We start from the raw sequence: 24938 nt of genomic DNA on the forward strand, positions 1-24938 counted from the left end.
AAAGAGCAGGCCCGGCAAGCGGCGGCGGCTGGCCTGAGCGGCGCGCTCGAAGCGGTTGAACGCGCGCTTAGCCGTATCCAACCGCCATCGCCACCCGCGCCACCAGCACCACCCGCACCGCCGGCGCCACCCGCGCCGCCGGTAGCGCCAGCCCCGCCGCACCACCATGCGCCGCCGCCACCGCCGCCAGCAACCGGCCAAACCATCCAACTGCGTCCGACGCCGGCCCCGCTCAGCGAGGCGGAACGCGAACAACAACGGGCCTCGATCTTGCAGATGGTCGCTGAAGGGCGCATCTCTGCCGCCGAAGGCGATCTGCTGCTGGCCGCGCTGGATGATTAGGGTGCAGCGGGTACGGTAGGAGAGGAATAGCCACAAAGCGACGCAAAAGTCACCTTATTGGAGCGCTGCGGGGCATTCAGCAACGTCAGAGATGGAGCGCAATACCGCAGCGCCCGCTCCCACTGGCGTGGGAGAGAAGTTGGGGATGAGGGTAATCGCCACAACCAGACACACAAACACCACGGCAGCATAGTGGGGTACACTAATGTACAGAGAGGAAGGGGAGTTGTGAACCAACAGGCGAGAGCGTATGATATTGCGTTACCTGCTGCGCCGTGTCCTCTTGCTAGGGGTAACGGTTCTTATCAGTTCACTCATCATCTTTTTGATTTGCCGGCTCTTACCCGGCGATGTCGCGCGCGTGCTGCTGGGTCGCGAAGCCGGTGCAGCGGCGCTCGCCGCATTGCGCGCCGAACTCGGTCTCGATCGCCCGTTGCCTATTCAATACCTCGACTGGCTGCGCGGTTTTGTCACCGGTGATTGGGGCATCTCGTACAGCACACGCCAACCCATTCGCCCCCTCGTTATCGAGCGGCTCGGCAATTCGCTGCTCCTCGCCGGCGTGACGCTCGCGCTAGCCTTGCCACTCGGCATCGGCCTTGGCGTATGGATGGGATGGCGGGCCGGCAAACCCGACGACACCGTCATTAACGTCAGCCTCCTCTCAGTCACTGGCTTGCCTGAATTCGTCACCGGCTTACTGCTAATCGACCTCTTCGCCTTTCGGTTGCGCTGGCTGCCGGCCAACTCCTCAATCCGGCCCGACGCCACCCTGATCGAGATCGCGCCCCAATTAGCCTTGCCAGCCATCACCGCTACGCTCGTCTTGCTCGCGTATATCGCGCGCCTCACCCGCACCGGCGTGATCACCGAACTCAGCCAAGAGTATGTCCGCACCGCCACCCTCAAGGGCTTATCGCCACTCGCCATTCTCCGCCGGCACGTCTTGCGCAACGCGCTATCACCCGCCATCACGGTCATCGCCATCAGCCTCGGCTGGCTGATCAGCGGGTTGATCGTGGTTGAGAACGTCTACAACTATCCGGGAATTGGCCGGCTGCTGACCTTCGCCATTGACCGGCGCGATCTGCTCTTGCTGCAAGCGGTTGCGATGATGACTGTCATCATCTTTGCCATCGCCAATCTCGCCGCCGATCTGATCTACGCGCTGCTCGATCCGCGCATCCGGATCGGCGACGAACGCGAACCGGCCTAAAACCAGCCTTGCGATACGGTACCCCGAAAACAGCAGCGACAGCCGGCTCGGCTGTCGCTCATGCAACATCATCTCACAGCGAACTGTTGGCACCCGTTTCAGACTTGAAACTGGTCAAGCAGCGCTACCACCTGCTGGCGATACTGCGGCCACCCCCGCCGGCCGATCAATCCCTCGATGACATGTTCTAGGCAAGTACGGCTGCTAAACGAAGCTTCTAGCCCATCGAAAGGGCGTACAACATGGCCACGCCAACGCTTGCCGCCATCAAAGATAATATAGAGAATTTGATTTGCCACCACCAAACGATACTTCACAGGATTTTCGCTTTCACGTTGATATGTGATCGCCACATTTTCGGCTTTCAGGCGATAGATATGATCAAAACAGAAGAACATTGTAACTCCTCCTCGCTAAACATACTCCAAAAGCACCTGAACTTCCGCTAGCGCTGACATGCTTCAGGTGTTGAGCGTGGCGCCGGAGGTCAGCTCGACGCATCTCTACCGTACCATCATCCATCGTATAACCCAACAACCTACGGGTGGATCAACAGGTGGATCAGTGGTGGATAGCCACCGCTGCACTGGTTGAAGGGAGCGTGGTATAATGCGCCGCGACAGAGAGGAGAGGCGGATTGAAGTACCAACTGGCGCTCCAACCGGTTGCAGGCGCGTGGCATAGCGAGCACGTCACGCTGACGATAGAGGGCGAATATATTATTGATGTCGAATACCGGCCAATGATCGGCGACGGGGCGTATGCTCGCCGGCTCACGCAGAGCGGGATTGAGAGCGCGATGCGAGCGGCTGCGCAGATCTGCCCCTATTGCAGCGTTGCGCATACCTTAGCGTTAAGCTTGGCCATTGAGGCGCTGAGCGAAGCGACCCCGCCGCTGCGGGCGCAAGCCATCCGCGCCGTCTTGGCGGAACTGGAACGCGCTTCATCGCATATCAATACGCTAGCCGCGTTGGCCACCGCCTTGGGCTTACGTGATGTCGCGCGGCTGAGCCAGCTCGAAAGCCGGATCCGCTCGATCTTGCTCAACCTATGCGGTCACTATGAAGCCGCGGTGATTCGACCGGGCGGATTAGCGGAAGCGCTAGATGAGGCCGCCTTAGCCAGCGCCGAACAAGCGATCAACGAACTGTTGCCAGCGATGATCGCTATGGCCGAGCAGACGATCCCGCGCCGAACGCTCTTGGCGCGTATGGTTGATATCGGTGTCTTGAACACTGCCGCCGCCAAACAGTTTGGGCTGGCCGGCCCCTTAGCGCGCGCCAGCGGCATACCCACCGATTTGCGCATCGATGCGCCATACGCCGGGTATACCGTCCTTGCCCCGGCGCGCGTGGTGGAAGAAGGTGGCGATGTGTATGCGCGGGTGGTCGTCTTGTTGTTGGAAGCGATTGAAGCGTTGCGCGTAGCGGCGCGCTGGTTGCACAATCTCCCGATTGGCGTCACGCAAGAGCCGATCCAGTTGCGGGCAGGCGAAGCAACCGCAACGGTCGAAGCGCCGCGCGGCCCGCTGCGGTATACTGTGCGCAGCGACGGCCAGCGCCTCACCGAGGTACAGATCGGGATTGCGCCGCAGCTTGATCGCTTGCTGGCGCGTTCACTCCTGCAACGCGCCGCGGTTGACGATGCGCTCTTGATCGCCATCTCAACCGATCCATGTACGGCATGTTGGCAGGCAGCGACCTATCTCATTGGTCGCGAATAACGCTTCTTCAATTATGGGGAGGATAGCGACGCTTCATGGGTGTTACTGCCGGATTGATAAGCTTACTGGCGGTTGCTGCCGCTTGCTTTCTGCTCAGCCGCGCTGGCATTACCCGGCGCCTAGCGTTGCTCACTACGCTAGCCAGCGGGCTAGCCTTGGCGGGGGTTATCATCGACCCGCTTGAACCGGCAGCGGCGACGCCACTGTACAGCATCGGCGCGATTGCAGTAGTCTTGCCGGCGCCAGTCGCGCTTAGCGAACGCGCGCTGGCCGGGGGGCTATTGTTCGGCGGAACTATCGGTCTGCTCGCGCTGGCGCTGGCGGTTCACCCCGGCACTAAAGGTTTTGGCGTCCTGTTTGGCTGGCTCGCATTAGCACTTGCCGCTGCGCTGCTCAGTTTGACGATACCGCCGCTCAGCGTGTTGACCCCACTCAGTTGGGCGCTAGCTGCGCTAGCCGCCCACGGCGCATTGCTCGCTAGCGGTGTGACGCCGGCGCCGGGGCGACTTCCCCCGCACCTCATTGCTGGCGCAGTCGCTGTCGTAGCCGTGAGCGGTCTCATTGCGATAATGGCGTTGCTGCCCCCTGATACAACGCCGGCAACCGCGCCGGTGCTCTTCGCGTTGATCGGCGCACTGGCCATAGCCGGAGCGCCGCCATTCGCCGGCACACGCCTAAGCTTTGCCCATGCGCCAGCGCTGGTTGGCGCGCTCATCGCGGGACTGGTGTTGCCAACGATTGGGTTGGGCTTCATTGTGCGGGTCATGCCGCAATTACCGCCATTACCGGCGCTGGCAGGGCAGGTGTTAGCTGCCGCCGGCGCCATTGGCGCACTCGGCGCCGCAGCCGGCGCACTCCGCGCGGCGAATGGACGTGAGGTGGTATTGTGGCAGGGCGCACTGCAAGCCGGGGTGGTCGTGTGCGCGGCAGCGATCAACGATCCACTGGCCGGCTTAGCTGCACCGGCGCTCGTACTGGCCGTGCAGCTCCATGCCATTGCTGGCGGGATCGTGGTCGCAGCTATGATCCAACGCCAGAGCAACGATGCGCTTGATGGATCAGCGGCGCAGGTGGCGTTACCTGTGAGCGGCGTCCTCTGGCTCCTCGCCACCGCCACTGCCACCGGCCTCCCGCTCGGATGGAGCTTTTGGGGATGGCGCTGGCTGATCGAAGCGCTCGCCACCCGGCTGGTTTGGGCTATTGCGCCGCTCATCGCTGCTGCCCTGATCGGTCTGGCAGCCGGGTTGCCGCTCGTGATCCGGTGCTGGCATGGCCAGACAACGACACGCGAACATTGGCCGGAAGGCATCCTTGGAGGCTTGGCGCTGGCGCCGCTGGTATTGGCCGGCCTGATCCCATGGTTGGCATGGCCGCTGTGGTTGAGCTGGTCGCCGTTTGCCCCGCCAGTGCTGCCCGCCGACCCAATTGCGTGGCCGTTGATTGGCTTCGCCGTGATCAGCGGCCTTGGCGGGTGGCTATTAGCGCGACGATCTCAGCCGTTCGACCCGCCGCGCAACACCAGCAATGCCATTATCCCTACATGGCAGGGGATGGGTGATGGGTTACGCGGGCTGGCTGAGGCCGCCGATGCACGCACCGCGCTGATCGTGCTGGGGCGCGGGATCGATCGAGTAGCGAGCGTGTTACATACCGGCATGATTATCTTCGAGCAACGCTACTATCTCTTTGGCGTGATCGTCGCGCTGCTGGCCATCCTCATCTTGATGGCGCAATGAACGTCGCCTTGGCAAGGAATGACGGCCTATGACGTTGGATATCTGGATCATACTGCTCGGCATCTCAGCAGGCGGCATCTTGCTGTCGCGCGACTGGCGGCTGGCGGTTGCCTTGTTGCTGCTGAACTATGGGGCGCTGGCTGGTTTGCTGAACGAACAACCCTTCGTGCGACCCGATCTCGGCCAAGCAGGGATCAGTTCGCTGGCCTTGATCAAACTCATTACCGGCGTCTGCACCACGCTCATTCTCGCGGTCACGGCGCTGACGTTCTCGCGCGATTATGGCCTCGAAGACCTCGATGAGTTTGGGCAAGCCGAGCTCCGCCGAGCCTTGCGCGCCGCAGCTCGCCAACGCTCCGCCGAAACGCTGCGGCTGGTGGATTATGTCTTTCCATTTTGGTCGGGAGTCGCCGCCTTGGTCGCCAGCATCGTCCTGCCGATCATCTACCCGATTGCGCCCAATCCCAGTCTCGATTTCGCATGGTACTGGCTCGCGCTCAGTGGAGTGCTCGCGATGGCCACGGCCAACGATGTATTGAAAATCGGCTTGGGCATGCTTCTCTGCACCAGCGGGATTGACCTATTGTACAGTGCGGTCATAAGCGCGCCGGCGGCGAGCGGCTTAAAGATCATGCCGCTGCTGTTGCTCAGCGTTGTCCAAATCTTGCTCGCCTTGGCTATCGCCTACCTCGCTGGGCTTGTCTATGGGCGATTGAAAACGCTCGCGATCGGCGAACTCTACCGCGGATAACCATGCTGTACCTGCTCCTCATCTTTTTTCCGCTTAGTATGGCCTTCAGCGCCTTTCTGTTGCGCCGGTTGCCCCGCACTGCCATTGCTCTGAGCATCGGGACGCTGATCGTTGAATTGCTGCTCGCTGTGCAAGTCCGGGTTGATGATCCGGTGCGGGTCTTAGGGGTGACGTTACTCCTCAGTCCGCTCAACCAAATCTTTCTCTTTCTGTTTCTCGGCATAGCAATCGCCACCCTGACCGCGGCGCTCATTGTGCCACACGGCGAAAACTTCAGCGCTATCGGCTTGCTCACCGTTGGCCAGATGGTCGCGCTACTGGTGATGCAAGACTCGTTCGTGACCGCCTTGGTGCTGGTGGCCATCGGCCTCACCACCGTGCTGGCAATCGTCGATCTGCCCGCCGGGGCCGGGGTTTTGGTCAGCCGGCAGACGCTGGCAACCGCATTGAAGTATCTGGTCTTGATGGTTGTTGCCGGCATCTTGCTTTACATTGCCTACGTCCTCACCGATATCTTTCGTCCGGGTGAACTGCCGGGGCGCATTTCGCCGGCCCGGTTTATCTTAGCCTTGCTGGCTGCCGGATTTGCGTTGCGCATGGCACTGACTCCATTCCACTCGTGGCTGGTCGATCTGATATCGTACGCCGGATCGCTGGCGGCCATCCTCATCATCGCCCTACCAGCGCCGGCTAGTTTGCTCGTGTTTTTGCTAACGCTGCAAAGTTTTCCGACACTGCTCTTCGAGGGCGGGCAAGCGCTCAATGTGCTGCGCATCGGGGCGGCGATCAGCGCCGTCTTGGCCGGCGCACTGGCGTTGACCGCGATCACACTGCGCCAGCGCATTGCCTATCTCATCGCCAGCAATTGCGGTATCATATTCTATGGATTCGCCTCGCTGTCATTAGCCGGTCTGAGCAGCGCGCTGGTGGGCGTGATCAATCTGGCGTTAGCCGTGACCACCGTTTTGATCAGTCTGGCCCTGCTCGAACATCCTAACGAGCGCCTGACCGCAGAATCCCGGAACGACCTCTTCTGGCACCGGCCAGTGGCAGGCGCTGGCGTATTAGGCGGCGGGTTAGCCTTGATCGGTTGGTTGCCGTTTCCGGGTGGAACCAGCTCTTTATTAGTATTACAAGCAGCCGCAGCGAACCATTGGGGCGAATTGCTGATCGTGCTGGCGGCAATGGCCTTAGCGGGACTGACACTGGTGCAATTGGCGGTGCAGTATCTGATTGGTTCGCGCGACATTCCTTTAGCTGAGGAACCGCCGCTGCTTGGCGAAACCGAACTGAATCGCCTGCCTCCGCCCCAGCCAGCCAGCGAACCGTTGAGCAGCGTTGCCCTCATCAGTATCTTGCTGGCCGTGATGTTGGCGATCGGCCTCTTTCCGAATGTGCTGCTGCCAACGATCGAAGCGGCAGTGCGCAGTCTGGCTGCGCTGCAAGCTGTCTAGCTAAGCAGAGAAAGGAAGCGACAACTTTCATGCTCATAGCCGGATTGATAGCACTGATCATCTATCCGGGAGGCGTATTAGCTATCGGGCTCGGCATCGGCTACCGGTTGATCACCACCCGCCAATTGCCGGCCAATGGCAGCTTGCTCCTGACCACGGAATGGATTGGCTGGCTGGCGCTGGCCTCGTTGGAATTAGTTGCCGGCGGTCTGGCCAGTTTGCCGTGGCCATGGCATCCGGCGCCACTGCCGTTTGGCTGGTTAGGGGCTTGGGTATTGTTAGAAGCGGCGGCGTGGCTCCCCCTCTGGCCGGCATTATCGTCTGGCGCGCCTCACCTTGTGCGCGCCGCCGTGCGCGAGGCCCAAATCGGCGTGGCGGGACGGGCCATCGTATGGAGTGTCGCTGCCATCAGCCTGAGCAGCACAGGCGGTTTGAACGGCTGGACGCTCAGCGGTCACCTGCTCGTCTGGCTGGCCGGTCTGTTCAGCCTTCCAGCGGCGATCAACTGGGGGCCATTCGGGCCAGAACCGTCGCTAGGGCCGAAAGGGATCACCGCAGGATTGCCGGCGCGTCCGGCAGCAGCCTTGACCTTCGCGCGCGATACGGTGGCGGCAGCGCTGATGACCGTCGTTTGGATGGCAGGCTTACCGCGCGAATTGCTGCCGCCGTGGGCCGAACTGTTGATCATCATTGGCGGCAGCGTCATCACAACCCTTGCGCTCCAATGGTTGCAAGGCCGGTTGCCGCGCTTGAGCGTGCCAGCGGCGCTCCGCACGACGCTCATCTGGGCCGGGAGTTTGGCGGTATTGGCCGTAGCAGTGCTAGGATTAGGGCAAAGCGCCTAAATGCTTGCCGCTATCTGCGGCGTGATCCTATCCCGGCACGGTGCAACCGGCGCTCTTCCCAACAAACCGGCCATTCTCGCAACGAGACGAGAGAGCGCAGCGGCTGATACTACCGTCATGTTCAGCAATAGTGCATACGTTGACGCATAATGTAAGATATATAGCGCATTGCAGCCATCGGCAGCGGAGTTCGGAATCATGACCGATGTCATTGTCGTCGAAGGTCTTACGAAACGTTACGGTCATGTCTCGGTATTGCGCGGTGTCAATCTGCGTGTCGTCGCCGGTGAAGTGTACGGTCTGTTAGGGCCAAACGGGGCCGGCAAATCCACGCTCATCCATCTGCTGCTCGGTTTCTTGTACCCGGATAGCGGGCGCATCCGCGTGCTCGGCAGCGCCAATCTCGAAGCGCAACGCCGACTGATCGGCTATGTGCCCGAACGCCAGCGCTACCACAGCTACTACACCCCGCGCGAATATCTCACCTTCCTCGGTCGCTTCGATGGGATGCCGGCCACCCAGTTGCGCCAACGCATTGACGAACTGCTCGAATTGACTGGACTCGCCACCGTTGCCGATCGCCACCTGCGCACCTTTTCCAAGGGCATGCTCCAGCGTTTCGGCATCGCCCAAGCACTCTTGACCGATCCCGATCTGTTGCTGATTGATGAACCGACCAGCGGGCTTGATCTCGACGGCCAGCAAGAATTGCTGACCTTGCTCAATGGCGTGCGCCAGCGCGGCCACACCGTTTTGCTCTGCACCCACCGGTTGGCCGAGGTAGAATATCTCTGCGACCGCGTCGGCATCTTGACCGATGGCAAGATCGCGCTCGAACTCAACGTCGCCGAGGTACGGCAATCCGCCAGCAGCATCATCGTGCAAACCGGGCCGCTCGATCTACCGTTGCGCCAGCGGCTGGAAATGATCGGGCGCGAAGTGCAATGCACCGAGCAGGCGGTGTTGCTCAGTCCGCATACGCCTGAGTTGCAGGCCAAAGTATTACAAACCTTGATCGAAGCCAACGTGCTGATTCACGCTCTCGAACCGCAAATGAGCCGGTTAGCCCAGATCTATCTGCGCACCGTGCGCGGCGAGCCAGTCGATAATTTGCTGGTTAGCAACACGACACCCCTCCGCGTGATGTGGCGCGAAACGTTGCCCTCGCCGCCAACTGACGATATCGACCCGATGTTGAAGCGCCTGTTGCAGCGCAGTAGTACCAATCCGCCTAACCAGAGGGATGGCAAACAATGACGCGATCGATCGAGCAAGCTGTCCGGCTCGCCGGGTTTACATTGCTAGAATATCTGCGATCAGGACGTGTGTTGCTAGAGGTAGCAGCCGCAGTCACCTGCTATGTCGTCTTGTTGCGCCCGACCGGAACCCCGATGAGCGCTGGTTATCTCTTTACGGTGCTCGGTCTGTTTAGCCCGGCGATGGCGATTGTCACCACCAGCTATATGATCAGCCTTGGCGACCGGCCACAGGGGTACATCGTCTTGGCGCATAATGTCAGCCGGGGAGCGTATCTGATCGGGTTATTCTTCGCCGCCGTCACCGTTGTGCTGGCGATCTATGGGACACTCTGCCTCTTAGTGGCCCTGATCAATCGCGCTACCGATCTCGATCTGGCCGGCTGGCTCCTAGCGACACTACCGCTCATCCTGAACGTTGGACTGGTCGCGGCGCTCACGTTCTTGCTCTCGCCGCTCGTACTCGGAACCGGCTGGCGGCTCTTCGTGCTCGCTTTGATCGCCATTGCCCTCTCGAGCAACGTGATCGGCGGGCCAGTCATCAACCAGATCGCCGAGATCAACCCCTTGCTGGTTGATGTGCTGCGCGCCATTCAGACGCTCCTGAGCGGGCCATTAGTGCCGGTCTTTTACGGGTATCAGTTGAGCATCAGCCGGGCTTTCGCGCAGATGGCGGCGTGGTCAAATCTGCTTGCCCAATGCTCGTTGCTGCTGGCGTTTCTTGGCTTGGCCCGCTACGCCTTCAATCAGCGCGATCTACTGTTTAGCGCGTCGTAGGATCGGAAACCGGCACGAAGGCGATCGCGTCGGCCCAGATGCCCCGTCGCCGATCGCCGGCGAGCGTACCGGTTGCTACTAGCGGCGCCGCTGCCGGATCGAACACATACACCCCTAGATCGGCCCACCAGTTGCGCTCGGCTTCCAGATCAACCGTCACGACCGTTTCACCATCGCGGTGGCGGATCAAGAAGCGGGCCTCGCGGGAATCATCGTAGCCGTTGAGCGCAAACGGAACATACGCCAGCACCCGATAGGCGCCGGCAGCCGGCAATGCAGGCTGCCAAATCGCGACCTGTGGCGCAGCGAAATCGCTAAAGCGCCATGGACGGGCTGCGCTAGCGGCCAGTTGCGACGGGGCAAACCGGGAGCCGCCAGCGTATCCTATCGCGAGCGCTTGCCATTCGCCGCTCACGCGAAAACCCGGATCAGTATCGTCAACCACTATCACACCGGGAGGCGGCGACGCACATGGCGAGGGCATATCGGCCCACAACCAAACACTGCGCTGGCCGACCGGATTAGCCGCCCACGGATCGGGATCGGCGCCGCACCAGCCATACGGATCGACATCGCGCCCCAGATATTGCACCTGCAAATGGAGGTGCGCGCCACGCGCGCAACCAGTATCGCCAGCGATTCCAATCACCGCGCCGCGGCCAACCGTTTCACCCGCAGTCACGCTGACGCGGGCTAGATGCCAGTAAAGGGTGCGATAACCGTTGCCGTGGTCAATAATTACCGCACCTGCCGGCGTGGAGCAGCCATCGTCAGAAAAACCGGCAAAGACCACCCGGCCCGGAGCGGCGGCCAGCACCCGGTCGGGCGGTCCCATGGCATAATCCCAACCAGTATGGCCATCATAAGCGAACAAGCGATCAGTTTCGGCTCGCCCCCAGAAGGTATGTACTGAACCGTTCTCGCGCAAAAACGGCGCGTCGTGATCGAAAAACGATGTGACCGGCATATTCCGTTCGGTAGGACGGGTGAGGAACGGTTCAGACGGCGCCGGCCAGTCGATCGGTTCAAGGCGCGGATCGAGGTCAAACAGGCGCTGATAGGTAGGGGCAACGGCCCAGAGTAACGAGTCAAGCCGGCCCAGCGTTGTCGTCGAGGCAAGGGCGCGGCTCAATACATAGTGGCTGAGATCAGTCGGAGCCGCCGCTTGCGATCCGTCGGCGAAGGTTAGCGGCGGCAGGGCATCAGGCCCTAGCAAAGCGTAATCGCGCATCGCCGCGCGCAGCTTGCGGGTTAGCCAGCGCAACTGGTTAAACACGCCGCGCCGGTTGCCATTCTCGCCGCGAAACCCAGCCGCCCATGCCAATTGCTCGCTGCTCGGCGCGGACGCGCTCAGTACCCCGCTTTGCAACTCCATCAAGCTGAGCAACAAGCGCGGGCTAACACTGTAGAGATGGCTAAGCGAGACCAGCACATCGGTAAAGGAATGGCTGTGTCCGCCAATGACCACCCGCATTGTGGCAAGCGGACTGTTACGCGCTTCGAGAAAGGCTTGAATTTCGGGGCCGCTGAAGTGATGGTCGTAACTCAGGCGTTGCGGGTCGAAGAGGGGATGGACGGCAGGCGCTGGGGTTGCGGTAGGAACTGCGGACGGAGGAACAACCGGCGTTGCGCTCGGCGCCGGCGTCGCCGGTGTCGCCGGTACTGTGGCGGTAGCGGTGATCTGCCCGCTCACCGCCGGCGTCGCCGGCAGCGGGGTAGAGGTGGCCGGCGGCGGGGGCGGAGCCGCACATGCGCTGACGACAACAATGACCAACAGTAACAAACGACGCATAGCATGCGCAGGATAGCCGAAGACGGCAAGATGGTCAAGTAAGGTCAGCCTTGCCCATCACCCAGCGGCTCCCCCTCTCCCGCCGTCAGGTGGGAGTGGGGGCCGGGGGTGAGGGAATCAACGCCAAGCTGCCAAGCAAGCCAAGACGCAGAGACTACTAACGCAAAGACGCAAAGACCGCAGCGGGCGCAGAGGTTTTTCGGGCAGAGCCACTATGTCATTGCGAGCCGATCGATCGGATGGCCCCCACCCCCAACCCCCTTCCCGCTGGGGGAGGGGGCGTTGGCTACTCCCTCCTCCTTCGGGGGAGGGCTAGGGGCAGGACAATACCCCCACTTACAGCCTATCATTGCGAGCCGAACGGAGCGAGGCGAAGCAATCCCCCGCGCGCCCGGGAGCAGCACCCGCACCCTACCTCATCACCGTGATCAGCGCAGCCTTCCCCCCCCCGCGCCCGGGTGCAGCAGCTTTGAGGCATCATCTGCGCCAAAGCGGGAGATTGCTTCGGTCGGGCGGCCCCAGCGCGGCTGGGGGCCGCCACTCCCTCGCAATGACAGCGGGTACGTCCTCCACCGTGGTTCGTGGCTTGGGGAAGCGCCGGTTTACCCTCACCCCCTACCCCTCTCCCGCTGCGCAGGAGAGGGGCGCTACGGTGTTCCGCTGCCGCAATGCCTTGCCCGCCATCTAGCGGCTCCTCCTCTCCCGCCGTCAGGTGGGAGAGGAGGCCGGGAGGTGAGGGCTAAGACAACGGCGCAGAGGAAGTTTACCGCATTGCGAACCGAGCGTTCGGATGGCCCCCACCCCCAACCCCTCCCCGCTGGGGGAGGGGCGCTGGCTGCTCCCTCCTCCTTCGGGAGAGGGCTAGGGGCAGGACAATACCCCCACTTACAGCCTGTCATTGCGAGCCGAGCGGAGCGAGGCGAAGCAATCCCCCGCGCGCCCGGGAGCGCTCGCTGCCCGAACGCAACCATTGCCGGCTGGTCGTTCCCGCTCGCGCCGAAGATTGCTTCGGGAGCTGCGCCCCCTCGCAATGACAGCGGGTACACCCCTCACGCTCTCACGCCAAAAATTGCTGGGCTATCTGCGGTGACGAGGACGAGCAATGACATGAAATTCCGCGCCCAACTCCCCCGATCACCTATTGACTCCTACCCCCATCGGTTGTATAATGCGCATCCGGTTGAGCCAATCGACCGAGTCATTCGCGCCCCCCGTTACGTTCGGGTTACGGGTTTCGCGTCTGGGAAGGCACCCGGCACACGTAACACGCAACACCGAACGCCGAGCGGAAATCGTCGTCACGGTGACGAACGTCGCCTCGTATGGAAGACGGCGTCGGGTGGGCTAGTGTGAGGCAGTATGGACGGCGCATACAACATACGCGCGATTCAGCGCTTCCCAAACTGCACACCTGCAAGCCGTGCGCCGGTAGGCCTTGCCTGCTCGCCGCGCGAGTGACGCTGCGCGTTCTCGCTTCTCCGGCCACTGCATCAGGTGCAGGGCCATTTTTCTTTCCCTAACGCTGAATCGCTGATTCCATGGCTGCGCCAGCGCCGATCGTGATCGGTTGGCGCTAGCCGTTGCACGCCTATGATCTGGCCCGCTATACGCGGGGCAGGTCTCGTCTTGCCTTGTTTTCGCTCTGCGGGTCATACCCGCCTCGTATTGCGGAGGAATGTGGTAAGTTGAAGACGCTAACCTTTGCCGACCTGATTGCACAGCAGACCGGCTTTGCCGGTGAGGGCCGCCTGACCGATTTCGTGAGCCGCTACGACGGTGAGCTCTACTTCGGCGATCGTCTCAACTTAAACCGGCTGGCGCGCCAGCATGGCGCACCGCTTGAAGTGGTTTATACACCCCAAATTACCGCCCAAGTGCAACGCATGATCGGCTGGGCCGAGCAAGCGCGCGCCGCGACCGAATACCCAGCCGCGTTCCACTACGCCTACGCCACTAAAGCCAATTTCGCCGCCGAAGCGGTGCAGACGGCGCTGGCCGCCGGCGCGCACTACGAAACCTCGGCGACGGCAGACCTGATCATTGCCCATGGTCTCTGGCGGCAAGGCATTCTGCCGGCAGACCGGCTGATCTGCTGCAATGGCTCGAAAGAGCCGGCCTACCGCGATGCGATCCGCAATTTTCGCCTTGACGGGTGCGAGACAGTGATCCCGGTGCTCGATGATCTCGATGAGCTGCACGATCTGATCAACACCCCGGCGCCAATCCAGTTTGGCGTGCGCGAGCGTGCTGCCGGCAACCGCGATGGCCGCCATCCCGGCAACGACCGCTTTGGCTTGACCACTGCCGAGATTGAGCAGGCAGCGGAACTGATTGCCAATAGCCACCATACGCTGGTGCTGTACCACGCGATGATCGGCAGCCAGATCGAAGACGAAGCCCACTTCCTCACAACCCTGCGCGCGTCGATCGAGAACTACTGCCGCCTGCGCCAGCGGGTGCCGACCCTGCGCTACTTCAACTTCGGCGGCGGTATGCCCACCTCTGGCTACCAGTTGACCTTCACGTTTGATTATCAGCGTTTCCTGAGCCGGCTGATGGCGACGATCCGCGACCTTTGCGCTGAGTATGGCGTGCCGGCACCGGAACTGATCGGCGAGTTTGGCCGCTACACTGTCGCCACCCATAGCGCTTACCTAGTTGAGGTCGGGTCAGTCAAGGAGGGACACGCCGGCCAACCCGATTGGTATCTAGTCAATGGCTCAATGATGGTCATGTTGCCCGACACTCTCTTTGTAAGCGGGCAGGAGTTTGTGATCTTGCCGCTGACCGATTGGGACAAGCCGGTGCGCCCGGTGCGGCTGGCCGGGCGCCGCACCTGTGACAGCGACGACATCTATCCGCGACCCGAACAGGCGCCGTTGTGGCTGCCGGCTACGGAAGGCGGTCTTGTACTGGCCATCTTCGGCATTGGCGCCTACCAGCAGATGATTGCGGGGCGCGGCGGCGCGCACCACTGCCTGACCCCCGAAGCGGCCCGGTTTATCGTCGAAGAGCGCGACGGACGGCTCAGCTCACGGATCACGCCCCAGCAAGATCAGGCCACCATTATGCGCTTGTTGGGCTACCGGCCACAACCAACCGCCCTGCCGCTGACGCTGCCGTTCCGCCAACCGGTACGTCCGGCAGTATTGCCGGCCCGGCGCCGGATGCGCGAACGGGCGCTGTCGGTGTAAATCATCAGCGTGGGGCGACGCAAGGCGTCGCCCCACGTTCGCGACTGATCTACGGATGCACCGTCACCGTGTTGGCGGTGCAAGGATTGTTGCTGGCATTGCGTTCAACCTAGCGCCATTCGCATCAACTTGGCCAACACCGCCAGTAGCGACGTTCGCCAGCGTGCCGGCAGCAATTGGCGCCATCCCCATGCTCGTCGCGAACTGGTGGTATGGCCCCCACTCCCGGCCCCCTCCCCCGCTGGGGGAAGGGGGATAATCACCATCCCCAAAAAAACCTTTGCGATCTTGGCGTGCTTTGCGCCTTTGCGTTAAGAATCTCTGCGCCTTCGCTCGCTTTGCGTCTTTGCGTTAACGCCCCTCCCTCGGCCCCCTTCCCCGCTGGGGGAGGGGCGGCTCTCACCCCTAGCCCCTCTCCCACTGGCGCGGGAGAGGGGAGCGCAGCACCGGGCGGTAAGGCATCGCACAGCGATCAATGGTTGCAATCGACTACATGGTCTACCCACATCAACCCACAAGGAATGGGCCGGTTTCAGACCTGCGAGTAAGTCTGAGACCGGCCCTACACCATCAATTAGCGCGTCACCAACGGCACCAACACGACACTCAGCTCGAATGCGCCGATGTCACACCGACCGCCTTGCGGACGGAACAAGCCGCGCTGGTCGGTAGCAGCGCAGGTGCCGTTATCACCCGCGTTGAACGCTGGACTGACCGCCGTGAGCGGGAAGTAGGCCGGCGAGCCGGTCAGCGTACCGAGTTGCGGATCCTGCCCGACGATATTGCCGTTCGCGCCGTGGGTTAGACCGCAGGCGTTGGCATTGTCTTCGATAAGATTGTTGTTAGCGCCGGTCAGCGTACCCACGCAATCACCGCCGCTCGCGCTATTGGCAATAATCGTGTTCCGCAGTGTTGCGTTGCCGCCGTTGATCCGGATGCCGCCGCCAGACCCAGCGTTGCTGGAGCTATTGCCGGCAAAGGTGCTGTTATTCACCGTCAACGTGCCATTGTTCCAGATGCCGCCGCCGCCGCTAGCGCCGCTGGTGGTGTTGGCAGAGAAGGTAGTATTGGCAACCGACAAGGTGGCCCCGCCATAGTTGGCAATGCCGCCGCCGCCGTTCACGGCGCTATTGCCAGAGAAGGCGCTATCGCTCACCAACAACGTACCGCCAGTAAAATTAGCAATGCCGCCGCCAGCGGCAGCGTTGCCATTCCGCAAGGTAACGCCATCAACGAAAAGCGCGCCGAAGTTGGCGACGCCAGCGCCGTCGCCGCCAATGATGTTCCCGTTAGTAATCGTCAGTTTGCGCAGTGTAAGGTCGGCGCCGCTATTCACCTGCATCACCCGCACTGCGTTATTGCCGCTGATGGTGATATTCCCGCCGCCGTTGATCGTCAGCGCTCCCTGACCACTGACAATGTTTGGCAGCATCGCGGTGAGCGTGATCGTCCCGCTCACGCTGAAGGTGATGGTGTCGGCAAGGCTGCTGGCAGGGCCGCATCCGCTGGAACTGTTGTAGGCGGGATCGTTGTTGGCTGCTAAGATCGCTTCACGCAGCGCGCACAAGCCATCGCCGGCGGTAGTGTTGTCGTTCAGCGTATTGACGACATAACTGGCGGGTTGAAGGGTCAACTCATACGCGCCGATGTCGCAAACCGCGGTGCTGTTCCCGTCGCCGTCTTGCGGACGCGGGACGCCGTTTTGCGACTGATTGTTGACCGGCGCGGCGGCGCAAGTGGCATTGTGGCCAGCGTCGATCGCCGGACTACCCGCGTTGAGCGGGAAATAGGCCGGCAAGCCAATGAGCGTGCCGAGGTTGGGGTCTTGGCCGATAATGTTGCCGTTCACGCCGTTGGTCAAGCCGCAGGCGCTAGCATTGCTTTCGATGAGATTATTGTTGTTCACACCGCTCAGCACACCGATGCAATCGCTGCCGCTGGCGCTGTTGGCGATGATCGTGTTCTTGAGCGTCGCGCTACCGCTCGCAATGAAGATACCGCCGCCATTCGGGGCGCTATTGTCGGAGAAGGTGCTGTTGGCGACCGTCAGCGTGCCAGAACTGCTGGAATCAATGCCGCCACCATTGATACCAGCACGATTGGCGGAGAAGGTGCTGTTGGCGACCGTCAGCGTGCCGCTGCTGGAAATGCCGCCGCCGCTGGCAATGGCAGCTTCGTTGCCAACGAAGGCGCTGTGATTCACCGTTAACGTGCCAAAACTGATGATACCGCCGCCTGAGGAGCCAGCGTTGTTGCTCGTGAACGTGCTGTGCGTGACCGTCAGCGTGCCGCTGCTGGAAATGCCGCCGCCAGTCGTCGCGGCGCTGTTGCTCAAAAACAGGCTGTTCGTAATCGTGAGCGTGCCGCTAAGGTTATTATGAATGCCGCCGCCATAGTCCGAGATTGAACTATTGCTCTCAAACGTACTGTTACTGATGGTCAGGATACCACCGTTGGAGATGCCGCCGCCACCTAACGCGCTGTTGCCAAAGAAGACGCTATCGGTGACCATTAGCGTACCGCCGAGGAAATTGGCGATGCCGCCGCCACTCGACGCGCTATTATCCGAAAAGGTGACGTTGTTCACGGTCAACGTTCCAGAGCTGGCAACGCCTCCGCCACTAGATGCGACATTCGCTTTTGCAATCGTCAGGTTGCGCAGGGTGAGATTGGCGCCGTTGTCCACAATCATCACCTGCACCGCATTATTGCCGCTGATGGTGATATTTCCGCCGCCGTTGATCGTCAGCGCTCCCTGCCCTGCCACAATAGCCGGTAGCGGCGCACCGAGCGTGATCGTCCCGCTCACGCTGAAGGTGATAGTGTCATTACTGGCGCTCCCGGCGCCGCAATTGACATTGGCAGGGGTATTGTTCGCCGCTAGAATCGCTTCGCGCAGCGTGCAGAAGGTATCGTTCGTCGTGTTATCCTCCAGCGCATTGACCACATACCCTGCCGCGTATACAGGTTGAACGTGCTGCCGCGCAAACAGCATCACTATCAGCAGAAGCGCACCGGCCCAACGCAACCGTTTCATAATGACCTCCGCAAACGTGTGGAATGGAACAGCATCCCGGACTAGGAAACGCACCGGCAAAAATATGCCAAGAGAACCCATACCGCTCGATTCAATGTTGGCGGCGTAATCGCACCCAACGCGAGCGGTTTCGCACCGGCGGCAAAGCCGGGCAGTTATCGTGATGGTGCCAGCGCATGTCTGCTTCACCGCGGCGCCGCGAAATTGGCCGGAAGAAGGCTGGTCAAGCCGGATCGAGCATGCAGATTGATCACCCCGGTGTCAGACAGAGGTAACGCGGCTGGTTGTGCTGCTCGATGCATCGGCAAGCAACCACCAGCCGGGAATCAGTAGTTTTTGGGATGAGATCACCTCTGAGCTAGGAACACGAGACCACAACAACGCCTCTACCGATCAGAATGAGACCATCTGCATGGTAACGATCAAGCGTCCTCAAAACGTCCTCGCTGCGGCTAACGAAGAGGATTCAGCAGACCACGCTCCCATCGAGCTACGGAGCTAGCGGAGGGTTCACAAGCGACGGAGAGGCGTTCCAAAGGTGCTATGCCCTATTTGATGATCTGGAATATCTGCGCATCTCGCCACACTCAGCTACAGATGTAACATATTGTTGGGCCTAGATCATGGCCAGCTCGTTCCCAAGGCAGCACGAGAGCAGACACAAGTTCTTAATGTGACCACGCTACCAAAAGCAATCGGCAAGTGGTACAATGAATAAGCTGTAATATGCAAGCTCTATTGGTGTGCGCATCAAAATCAAACGGGGAGCGTTCCATGAATATTTTAGTGGTTGATGATGACATTCCCAGCGCTAAATTAACCTCGTATCTGCTTGAGGAAGCTGGCTACCGGGTTCTCCGCGCGCACGACGCCACCAGTATTATGCAAGTCATCGAGCAGCACAATCCCGATCTGATCCTGCTCGACATCATGATGCCCAAGATCGATGGCTTTGAAGTCTGCCGGCAGATCAGGCGCAATTCCGATGTGCCGATTATCTTTCTCTCGGCACGATCACAACTGCAAGATCGGGTGACGGGGCTGCAAATCGGCGGCGATGACTACTTGGTCAAACCATTTGAGCCGTCGGAGCTATTAGCCCGCGTTGAGGCCGTCTTGCGGCGGCGCAACGCCGATATGTTGAATACGTCAACGCGCCTCAGCCAAGGCAATATTACGCTTGATCCGGTCGAACACAAAGTCATTTTTACTGATGGTCGCGTCGTAGAATTGACCCCGCTTGAATTTCGCCTGCTGTACTATTTGATGAAAAATGCTGGCCGCATTGTGAATGTGACCCAAATCTTGAGTAAAGTCTGGGGCTACGACTACGAAGGCGAGAGCAACCTCGTCGCTGTGTACATCCGGCGCTTACGCACGAAAGTAGAAGAGGATCCGGATCATCCCCGCCATGTGATTACGGTACGCAACCTTGGCTACAAGTTTGAACCGTGAACTATGACATCTCACTGGCCATCATGCGGTCTAATACCGAGCAACTGCAAACTATTATTCGTCGCCTAGTGCCGTTGCCGGCACTAGGGTTGAGTTGGGCGCTAACCCAATTCGACCTACCGCCACCGGTTCTTTGGGTTCTCATCGGCTACGCGGTCGTGAATATCGGTTTGCTGTTCTGGATCCGTCGCGCGACTCTGTTGACCGGGCGGCTGTTGATGGTCGCCGCGATCAGTGATGCCATTGCGCTCGGCTGGTGTATCGCCACCGCCGCCTTAACTCCTGCCATAACTGTTATTCAGGGGATCTGCGCGCTGCGCGCATGGCGCTATCGCTTCTACTCATTGTGGTTAGCGCTGATACCGGGGAGCGTTGGTCTGTTGTTCGCGCTTGATATCCCAATAACGGCACTGCCCAATTCTGGCATATTTAGCAACCTCGCCGCATTTGGCAGCTTCCTCATCAGTGCCGTGATTATCGCAACGCTGATCTTGTTTGGCAACCAGCGCAACCTCGCTGCGCGCGAATGGCGCGCGCGTTACGAGCACCTGCGTCACGAGCAGAAGCAACAGGTCGCCAGCCTTGAGGCATCGAACAATGATTTGCGCGATCGGTTGCGCCGGATGGAAGCGCTTGGCGAGAGTTTGCGCGCGATTAGCAGCTCGCTGAGCCTTGATGATGTGTTGCGCCAAATTCTCGACTCGCTGGCTTATATGTTAGGCGTACAGCGGATCGATGATGCGGCTTTGACCCTGATCCAGCGCACTGATCTCGAACACCGCATCCTGCACGCCGATCGCCATGCCACCGATTGGGCAAGCACCCTCGCGCAGGCCGTCATTGCGAGCCAACGCACCATCTTGCTCGACCGTCACGAGATCGAGCAGCGACCAGAATGGGCAGTGCTGGCCCGCTATGGATTTCGCGCTGCGCTCAGCGTTCCCTTGTTCGATCCGGAACAACCGAGCCATGTGCGCGGCGCGTTGAGCGTGGTCAGCCACCAAGAAGAGGCTTTTTCGCTCGCCGAAGAACGCCATCTGACATCGTTCAGCATTCAGGCGATGATCGCTATCCGCAACGCCGAACTGCACGTCCAGTTGAGCCGGCAACAGGCGATGCTCAGCACGGTGTTGCACGAGATGGCCGATGGCCTGATAGTCTACGACGATCAGGGGACAGTCTATCTCGACAATACCATCGCGCGCCGGGCCTTGGCGCAAAGCGCGGCCCACAATGGCACACTAGCCGCCCAATTGGCCAACATCGCGCGCTATCTTCATCAGACAGGCGATTCGCTCGTCCGGGAAGTGCATGATGGCGAGGGTGATGACAAGCAGTATTATCAGATCCACGGCACGCTGGTCAGCCCCTCGCCGGATACGCCCCTTGCTGTGCTGGTGTTGCATGACATGACCGGCCAGAAGGCGCAAGAACAGCAGCGCCGCGAGTTTATCGCCAAAGTGTCCCACGAATTGCGTAACCCGCTCAACACGCTGCAAGGCTACCTCAAAATCGTGTTGAAAGAGAGTGATAGCGTCGGGAAACTCAATGAACGCCAGCGTGAATTTCTGCAAGAAGTTGATAGTAGCGCCCGCCGGCTCGCCAAACGGATCGCCGAATTGATCGACCTGAACCGATCGGAAACTGGTCAGCTCAAGCTGAATCTGGTGCGCGCCAATGTGATTGATCTGATCATTGCCACCTGTATGCAGCAGCAACAACAGGTCAAAGAGCGTGATCTCGAATTGGTGTGGGATGTGCCCGATCAGTTGCCTGATATCATGGCTGATGAAGAACGGATTAGCCAAGTCTTAGTGAATCTGATCGAAAACGCAGCGAAAGCGACCTCTGCCGGCGGGAAGATTACTGTCAGCGCCGAATTGCAGCACCCATATATCCATATTCACGTCACTGATACCGGTATCGGCATCCCGACCGAACAATTTGACAAGGTGTTTCGATCGTTCTACAGCGGAGGCAACGGCAGCTCAAAAGGGCCGCATTTAGGACTAGGGTTGGCAATCTGTAAACAATTTGTTGAAGCACACGGCGGTAATATTTGGATTGCGTACAGCGAGGTTGGCAAAGGAACGCGCTTTTCATTCTCATTGCCGTTACAGCACGAACGCACGTTTGGCGCCAATATTGGTGATCGGGCTATCGCACAGTGAAGACGCTTTCTGACAAAGTCGTCACATTCATCTGACCACAACTATGCTACCCTTCGCAACAAGGAGATCGCCAGAAAAAAGAGCAACGTTGCGACGGCTCACCGCACCATCGGTTAAGTTGTTACGGCTTATACTAGCGCCCCATCCCTTAGCCTATCGTGATGTAGGAGTCTGTTAACCACTGCACAACACCGGCTGGCGTCATTGTGAAGATCGCAATTATTGCGCTCCCAACCAAGGATGATAATCATCTCCCGCCGCTCACGATGGCGTATATCGCGGCGGTGCTCGAACAGCGGCGCGCAATTGTGCGCATCTTCGATCGCGCGCTCGATCCGTTGGGCGGTTGGGAAGACATTCAGCGCCGGCTGCAAACCTTTCAACCACAGCGTGTCATTATCGCCGGTGAAGATAGCCATGCGATTGAGCAGGCAGTCTCCCACATCCACCAAACCTATCCCGACATCTTGCCGCTCTTCGCGCATCGCAGCGGCAGTGAGGCATTAGCAGCCACTGCCAGCCTGTTAGCTTGGCTGAATGGAGTCAACACGCTTCCTGCCCAGACTGGCGAAGAATTGCCATACCCGGCCCGTCATTTGCTCTCGCTCGAACATTACGAATTGCGCGCGCCGGGTGGTGAAGTGCAGACGCCGGTGGTGATTGGTTGGCGGATGCATAACCAATGGCAACTGCGCCCGCCCCGCCAGATCTGCCACGAGATTCGCGCTCTAGTCGAAGAAGTTGGCATTCGCCATCTTCTGTTCTGTGAACCAGAGCTTACCATTCATGAACAGTGGCTCGATGAGTTCCTCGATCAGTTGATCAATGCGCATTTCAATATTAAATGGCAAGCTGCCGTCGCCCTTGACCGCCTACGTGAGGATCGGATCCGGCAGTTGGCGCAAGCCGGCTGCGAGGCAATCACGTTTACGCTGGCCGCAACCAGCGTCTTCGACTCAGCCAGCAGCCGTGAACAGGCCCGCAAGTTGATTGCGTATGCCCGCGAGCAAGGCATCTACACGCACGCTACCGTCTTGCTGGAACCACCCTACGAGTCGATTGCCCGCTTGGTGGATGTGGCCGCCACCTTTGGCCTCAACGATGTCTCTTTCAAACTGATACAAACGTTGCGCGTCAGCGATGAAGAGCAGCAGATCCAGCGCTTTGCCCGTCAGCGCTACCAAGAGGGCCGCACGCGCCAGCGCCTGATTGACCGGTTTGGCCCGGCTTTGGGCGGGTTGCTCTGGCAATTGCGCGTCGAGCATCTAGCCGATGACGAGTAACCTGTGCTTACGCCGCGCAATCGAGCCCAATATCGAGCGCGCGCACCGAATGAGTCAACGCCCCGACTGAGATGTAATCAACCCCAGTCTCGGCAATTGCCCGCACCGTTTGCAGATTGACGCCGCCGCTGGCTTCGGTCTGCGCGCGACCGGCCACCGCCTGCACCGCTGCGCGGAGCTGGTCGAGCGGCATGTTATCGAGCAAGATCAGATCGGCGCCAGCTTCAGCAGCGGTTATCGCAGCAGCGACACTTTCAACTTCAACCTCGAGCCGCACCATCGGCCCCAGTTGCGCGCGCACGCGGGCAATCGCCGCAGCCAGATCAATGCCCTGCCCGGCAAGCATGGCCAGATGGTTATCTTTGAGCATCGCACCGTCATACAGGCCAAACCGGTGATTACGCCCGCCCCCCATGCGCACGGCATACTTTTCGAGCGCGCGTAAACCGGGTGTGGTCTTGCGCGTATCGAGAATCTGGGCCCGCGTGCCGGCCACCGCCGCCACATACTGGGCCGTCAGCGTTGCGATCCCGCTGAGGCGTTGCACCAGATTGAGCGCCACCCGTTCGCCGCTGAGGATGCTGCGGGCCGGGCCGGTTACGGTGGCAAGCGTGGCGCCGGCAGCGACTGCAGCGCCATCCGCGGTGTGCAGCAGCACCTTGACGCTGGGATCGAGCTGGCGAAAGACGGCGACAACCACCGGCAAGCCAGCGATCACCCCGGCTTCACGGGTGACAACGTGAGCGGTCATAGACGCTGCCGCCGGAATCGCGGCCAGCGTGGTCAGATCGCCGCTGCCGATGTCTTCGGCGAGGGCATTGGCAACAATGGTATCAATGACGTGCAACGGTAGTTCCATACAAGCTCCGTTAAATGTCATGCGGAGAGCACGCCCCGCTTAATCGGCGGCCAACGCTGGCGCCGGCGCGATGGCGGCCACAAACGCCGGCGACGTATCGCGGCACAAGATGGTATGCTTGCGCCACGCCTCATCACTCTGCGGGTAATCGAGGCGGAAATGGCCGCCGCGACTCTCGGTGCGCAGCAAGGCCGCAGCAACGATCAGCCGCGCCGTTAGGGTGGCATTGACCGCGGTTAATCCATCAGCATCAGCCGGATCGGCGCTGACCGGCCATGCGTCCAGCGCGGCTAAGGCGGAGCGGAGACCATCACCGTGACGCAACGGCCCCGCCGCGCGCATGATCATCGCCAGCGCGGTGCGCCAATCAGCCGGCAGCGGCGGCGGCGCGGGCGTGACCGGCAACGGATCAGGCGCTGGTACGGCGCGACCACGGTACGATGCTGCCGCTTCGCCGGCTCGGCGGCCAAAGACGAAACACTCCAGCAGCGAATTGCTCGCCAGCCGGTTCGCGCCATGCACGCCGGTGCAAGCCACTTCGCCGGCGGCAAACAGGCCGGGCAGATTGGTCGCACCATTCAGATCGGTGCGCACACCCCCCATCAAATAATGGGCCGCCGGCGCCACCGGGATCAGATTATGCACCGGATCGATCCCATCGGCCCGCAAACGGGCGCAGATGGTGGGGAAGTGATGCTCAATTAGATCAGGCGACAGATGGGTCAGATCGAGCAGCACATGATCGCACCCTTCCGCCTGCATCGCTGCGACAATTCCGCGCGTTACCACATCGCGCGGAGCCAATTCGGCCCGCGGATCGTAGGCCGGCATAAAACGGCGGCCCGCTGGCGTATAGAGCAAGCCCCCCTCGCCGCGGGCCGCTTCGGTGATCAGAAAGCCCTGCCCGTCACGGGTGCGATAGACAGTTGGATGGAATTGGACAAACTCTAGATCAGCCACTTCCGCGCCGGCGCGATACGCCATCGCGATCCCTTCTCCCAACACGGTAGGCTGGTTACTGGTCAGGCCATACAACGCGCCGGCCCC

The 24938-nt window shown here is 60.6% G+C and carries 19 protein-coding genes; 13 read left to right on the forward strand and 6 right to left on the reverse strand.

Features of this window, described 5'->3' with window-relative positions; genetic code table 11:
* Both U9R81_RS13885 and U9R81_RS13890 read left to right on the forward strand, forming a co-directional pair.
* Positions 1-342 (forward strand): SHOCT-like domain-containing protein (locus U9R81_RS13885; RefSeq protein WP_416180968.1); only part of this gene is annotated, 342 nt, incomplete at its 5' end.
* A gap of 250 nt (positions 343-592) precedes the next feature.
* Complete coding sequence (locus U9R81_RS13890; protein ID WP_322496031.1) at positions 593-1558, forward strand: ABC transporter permease; 966 nt, start codon at positions 593-595, stop codon at positions 1556-1558.
* A 98-nt stretch (positions 1559-1656) separates the two neighbouring features.
* Here U9R81_RS13890 and U9R81_RS13895 read toward each other — a convergent pair whose 3' ends face one another.
* Positions 1657-1956, reverse strand: a complete 300-nt coding sequence (locus U9R81_RS13895) for a hypothetical protein (RefSeq protein WP_322496032.1) — start codon at positions 1954-1956, stop codon at positions 1657-1659.
* A 239-nt stretch (positions 1957-2195) separates the two neighbouring features.
* Here U9R81_RS13895 and U9R81_RS13900 point away from each other — a divergent pair, with 239 nt between their 5' ends.
* The 7 genes from U9R81_RS13900 (at position 2196) to U9R81_RS13930 (ending at position 10100) form a co-directional block, all read left to right on the forward strand.
* Positions 2196-3281, forward strand: a complete 1086-nt coding sequence (locus U9R81_RS13900; RefSeq protein ID WP_322496033.1) for a hypothetical protein — start codon at positions 2196-2198, stop codon at positions 3279-3281.
* A gap of 35 nt (positions 3282-3316) precedes the next feature.
* Positions 3317-5017 carry a hypothetical protein gene (locus U9R81_RS13905; protein WP_322496034.1) on the forward strand — a complete coding sequence of 567 codons (1701 nt, stop codon included), beginning with the start codon at positions 3317-3319 and terminating at the stop codon, positions 5015-5017.
* A 28-nt stretch (positions 5018-5045) separates the two neighbouring features.
* Entirely contained in the window at positions 5046-5768 is a 723-nt protein-coding gene (locus tag U9R81_RS13910; protein WP_322496035.1) for a hypothetical protein, read from the forward strand.
* A gap of 2 nt (positions 5769-5770) precedes the next feature.
* Positions 5771-7222: a proton-conducting transporter membrane subunit gene (locus U9R81_RS13915; protein WP_322496036.1), complete on the forward strand. Its 1452-nt coding sequence runs from the start codon at positions 5771-5773 to the stop codon at positions 7220-7222.
* Between the two features lie 29 nt (positions 7223-7251).
* Positions 7252-8067: a hypothetical protein gene (locus U9R81_RS13920; protein WP_322496037.1), complete on the forward strand. Its 816-nt coding sequence runs from the start codon at positions 7252-7254 to the stop codon at positions 8065-8067.
* Between the two features lie 198 nt (positions 8068-8265).
* Positions 8266-9324, forward strand: a complete 1059-nt coding sequence (locus tag U9R81_RS13925) for an ABC transporter ATP-binding protein (protein ID WP_322496038.1) — start codon at positions 8266-8268, stop codon at positions 9322-9324.
* A complete protein-coding gene (locus U9R81_RS13930; protein WP_322496039.1) occupies positions 9321-10100 on the forward strand; it encodes a hypothetical protein in 780 nt (259 codons plus the stop codon). The genes U9R81_RS13925 and U9R81_RS13930 overlap by 4 nt, the downstream gene beginning before the upstream one ends.
* Here the strand turns inward: U9R81_RS13930 and U9R81_RS13935 are convergent.
* A complete protein-coding gene (locus U9R81_RS13935) occupies positions 10087-11892 on the reverse strand; it encodes a peptidoglycan DD-metalloendopeptidase family protein (RefSeq protein WP_322496040.1) in 1806 nt (601 codons plus the stop codon). The two genes, U9R81_RS13930 and U9R81_RS13935, sit on opposite strands and share 14 nt — an antisense overlap.
* Before the next feature lie 1685 nt (positions 11893-13577).
* Here U9R81_RS13935 and U9R81_RS13940 point away from each other — a divergent pair.
* Positions 13578-15086, forward strand: a complete 1509-nt coding sequence (locus tag U9R81_RS13940) for an arginine decarboxylase (protein WP_322496041.1) — start codon at positions 13578-13580, stop codon at positions 15084-15086.
* Positions 15087-15149: 63 nt separating this feature from the next.
* On the opposite strand, the gene U9R81_RS13945 is transcribed toward U9R81_RS13940, so the two are convergent.
* Positions 15150-15272: a hypothetical protein gene (locus U9R81_RS13945; RefSeq protein WP_322496042.1), complete on the reverse strand. Its 123-nt coding sequence runs from the start codon at positions 15270-15272 to the stop codon at positions 15150-15152.
* A 388-nt stretch (positions 15273-15660) separates the two neighbouring features.
* Positions 15661-18123: a CSLREA domain-containing protein gene (locus tag U9R81_RS13950; protein WP_322496043.1), complete on the reverse strand. Its 2463-nt coding sequence runs from the start codon at positions 18121-18123 to the stop codon at positions 15661-15663.
* A gap of 774 nt (positions 18124-18897) precedes the next feature.
* Here U9R81_RS13950 and U9R81_RS13955 point away from each other — a divergent pair.
* The 3 genes from U9R81_RS13955 to U9R81_RS13965 all read left to right on the forward strand — a co-directional run bounded on the left by U9R81_RS13955 (position 18898) and on the right by U9R81_RS13965 (position 23032).
* On the forward strand, positions 18898-19578 hold the full coding sequence (locus U9R81_RS13955; protein WP_322496044.1) for a response regulator transcription factor: 681 nt from the start codon (positions 18898-18900) through the stop codon (positions 19576-19578).
* Positions 19575-21749 (forward strand): ATP-binding protein, encoded by a 2175-nt coding sequence (locus tag U9R81_RS13960; protein ID WP_322496045.1) that lies wholly within the window; start codon positions 19575-19577, stop codon positions 21747-21749. The genes U9R81_RS13955 and U9R81_RS13960 overlap by 4 nt, the downstream gene beginning before the upstream one ends.
* A 206-nt stretch (positions 21750-21955) precedes the next feature.
* Complete coding sequence (locus tag U9R81_RS13965; protein ID WP_322496046.1) at positions 21956-23032, forward strand: hypothetical protein; 1077 nt, start codon at positions 21956-21958, stop codon at positions 23030-23032.
* A gap of 7 nt (positions 23033-23039) precedes the next feature.
* On the opposite strand, the gene nadC is transcribed toward U9R81_RS13965, so the two are convergent.
* Together nadC and U9R81_RS13975 are read right to left on the reverse strand one after the other, a co-directional pair.
* The gene (gene nadC / locus U9R81_RS13970) at positions 23040-23891 is read right to left on the reverse strand and encodes a carboxylating nicotinate-nucleotide diphosphorylase (protein WP_322496047.1); all 852 of its coding nucleotides are present in this window, start codon (positions 23889-23891) and stop codon (positions 23040-23042) included.
* A 39-nt stretch (positions 23892-23930) separates the two neighbouring features.
* Positions 23931-24938: L-aspartate oxidase (locus tag U9R81_RS13975; protein ID WP_322496048.1), on the reverse strand; the 1008-nt coding region annotated here is incomplete at its 5' end.

The organism is Chloroflexus sp. (assembly GCF_034435895.1).
Taxonomy (GTDB): Bacteria; Chloroflexota; Chloroflexia; order Chloroflexales; family Chloroflexaceae; genus Chloroflexus.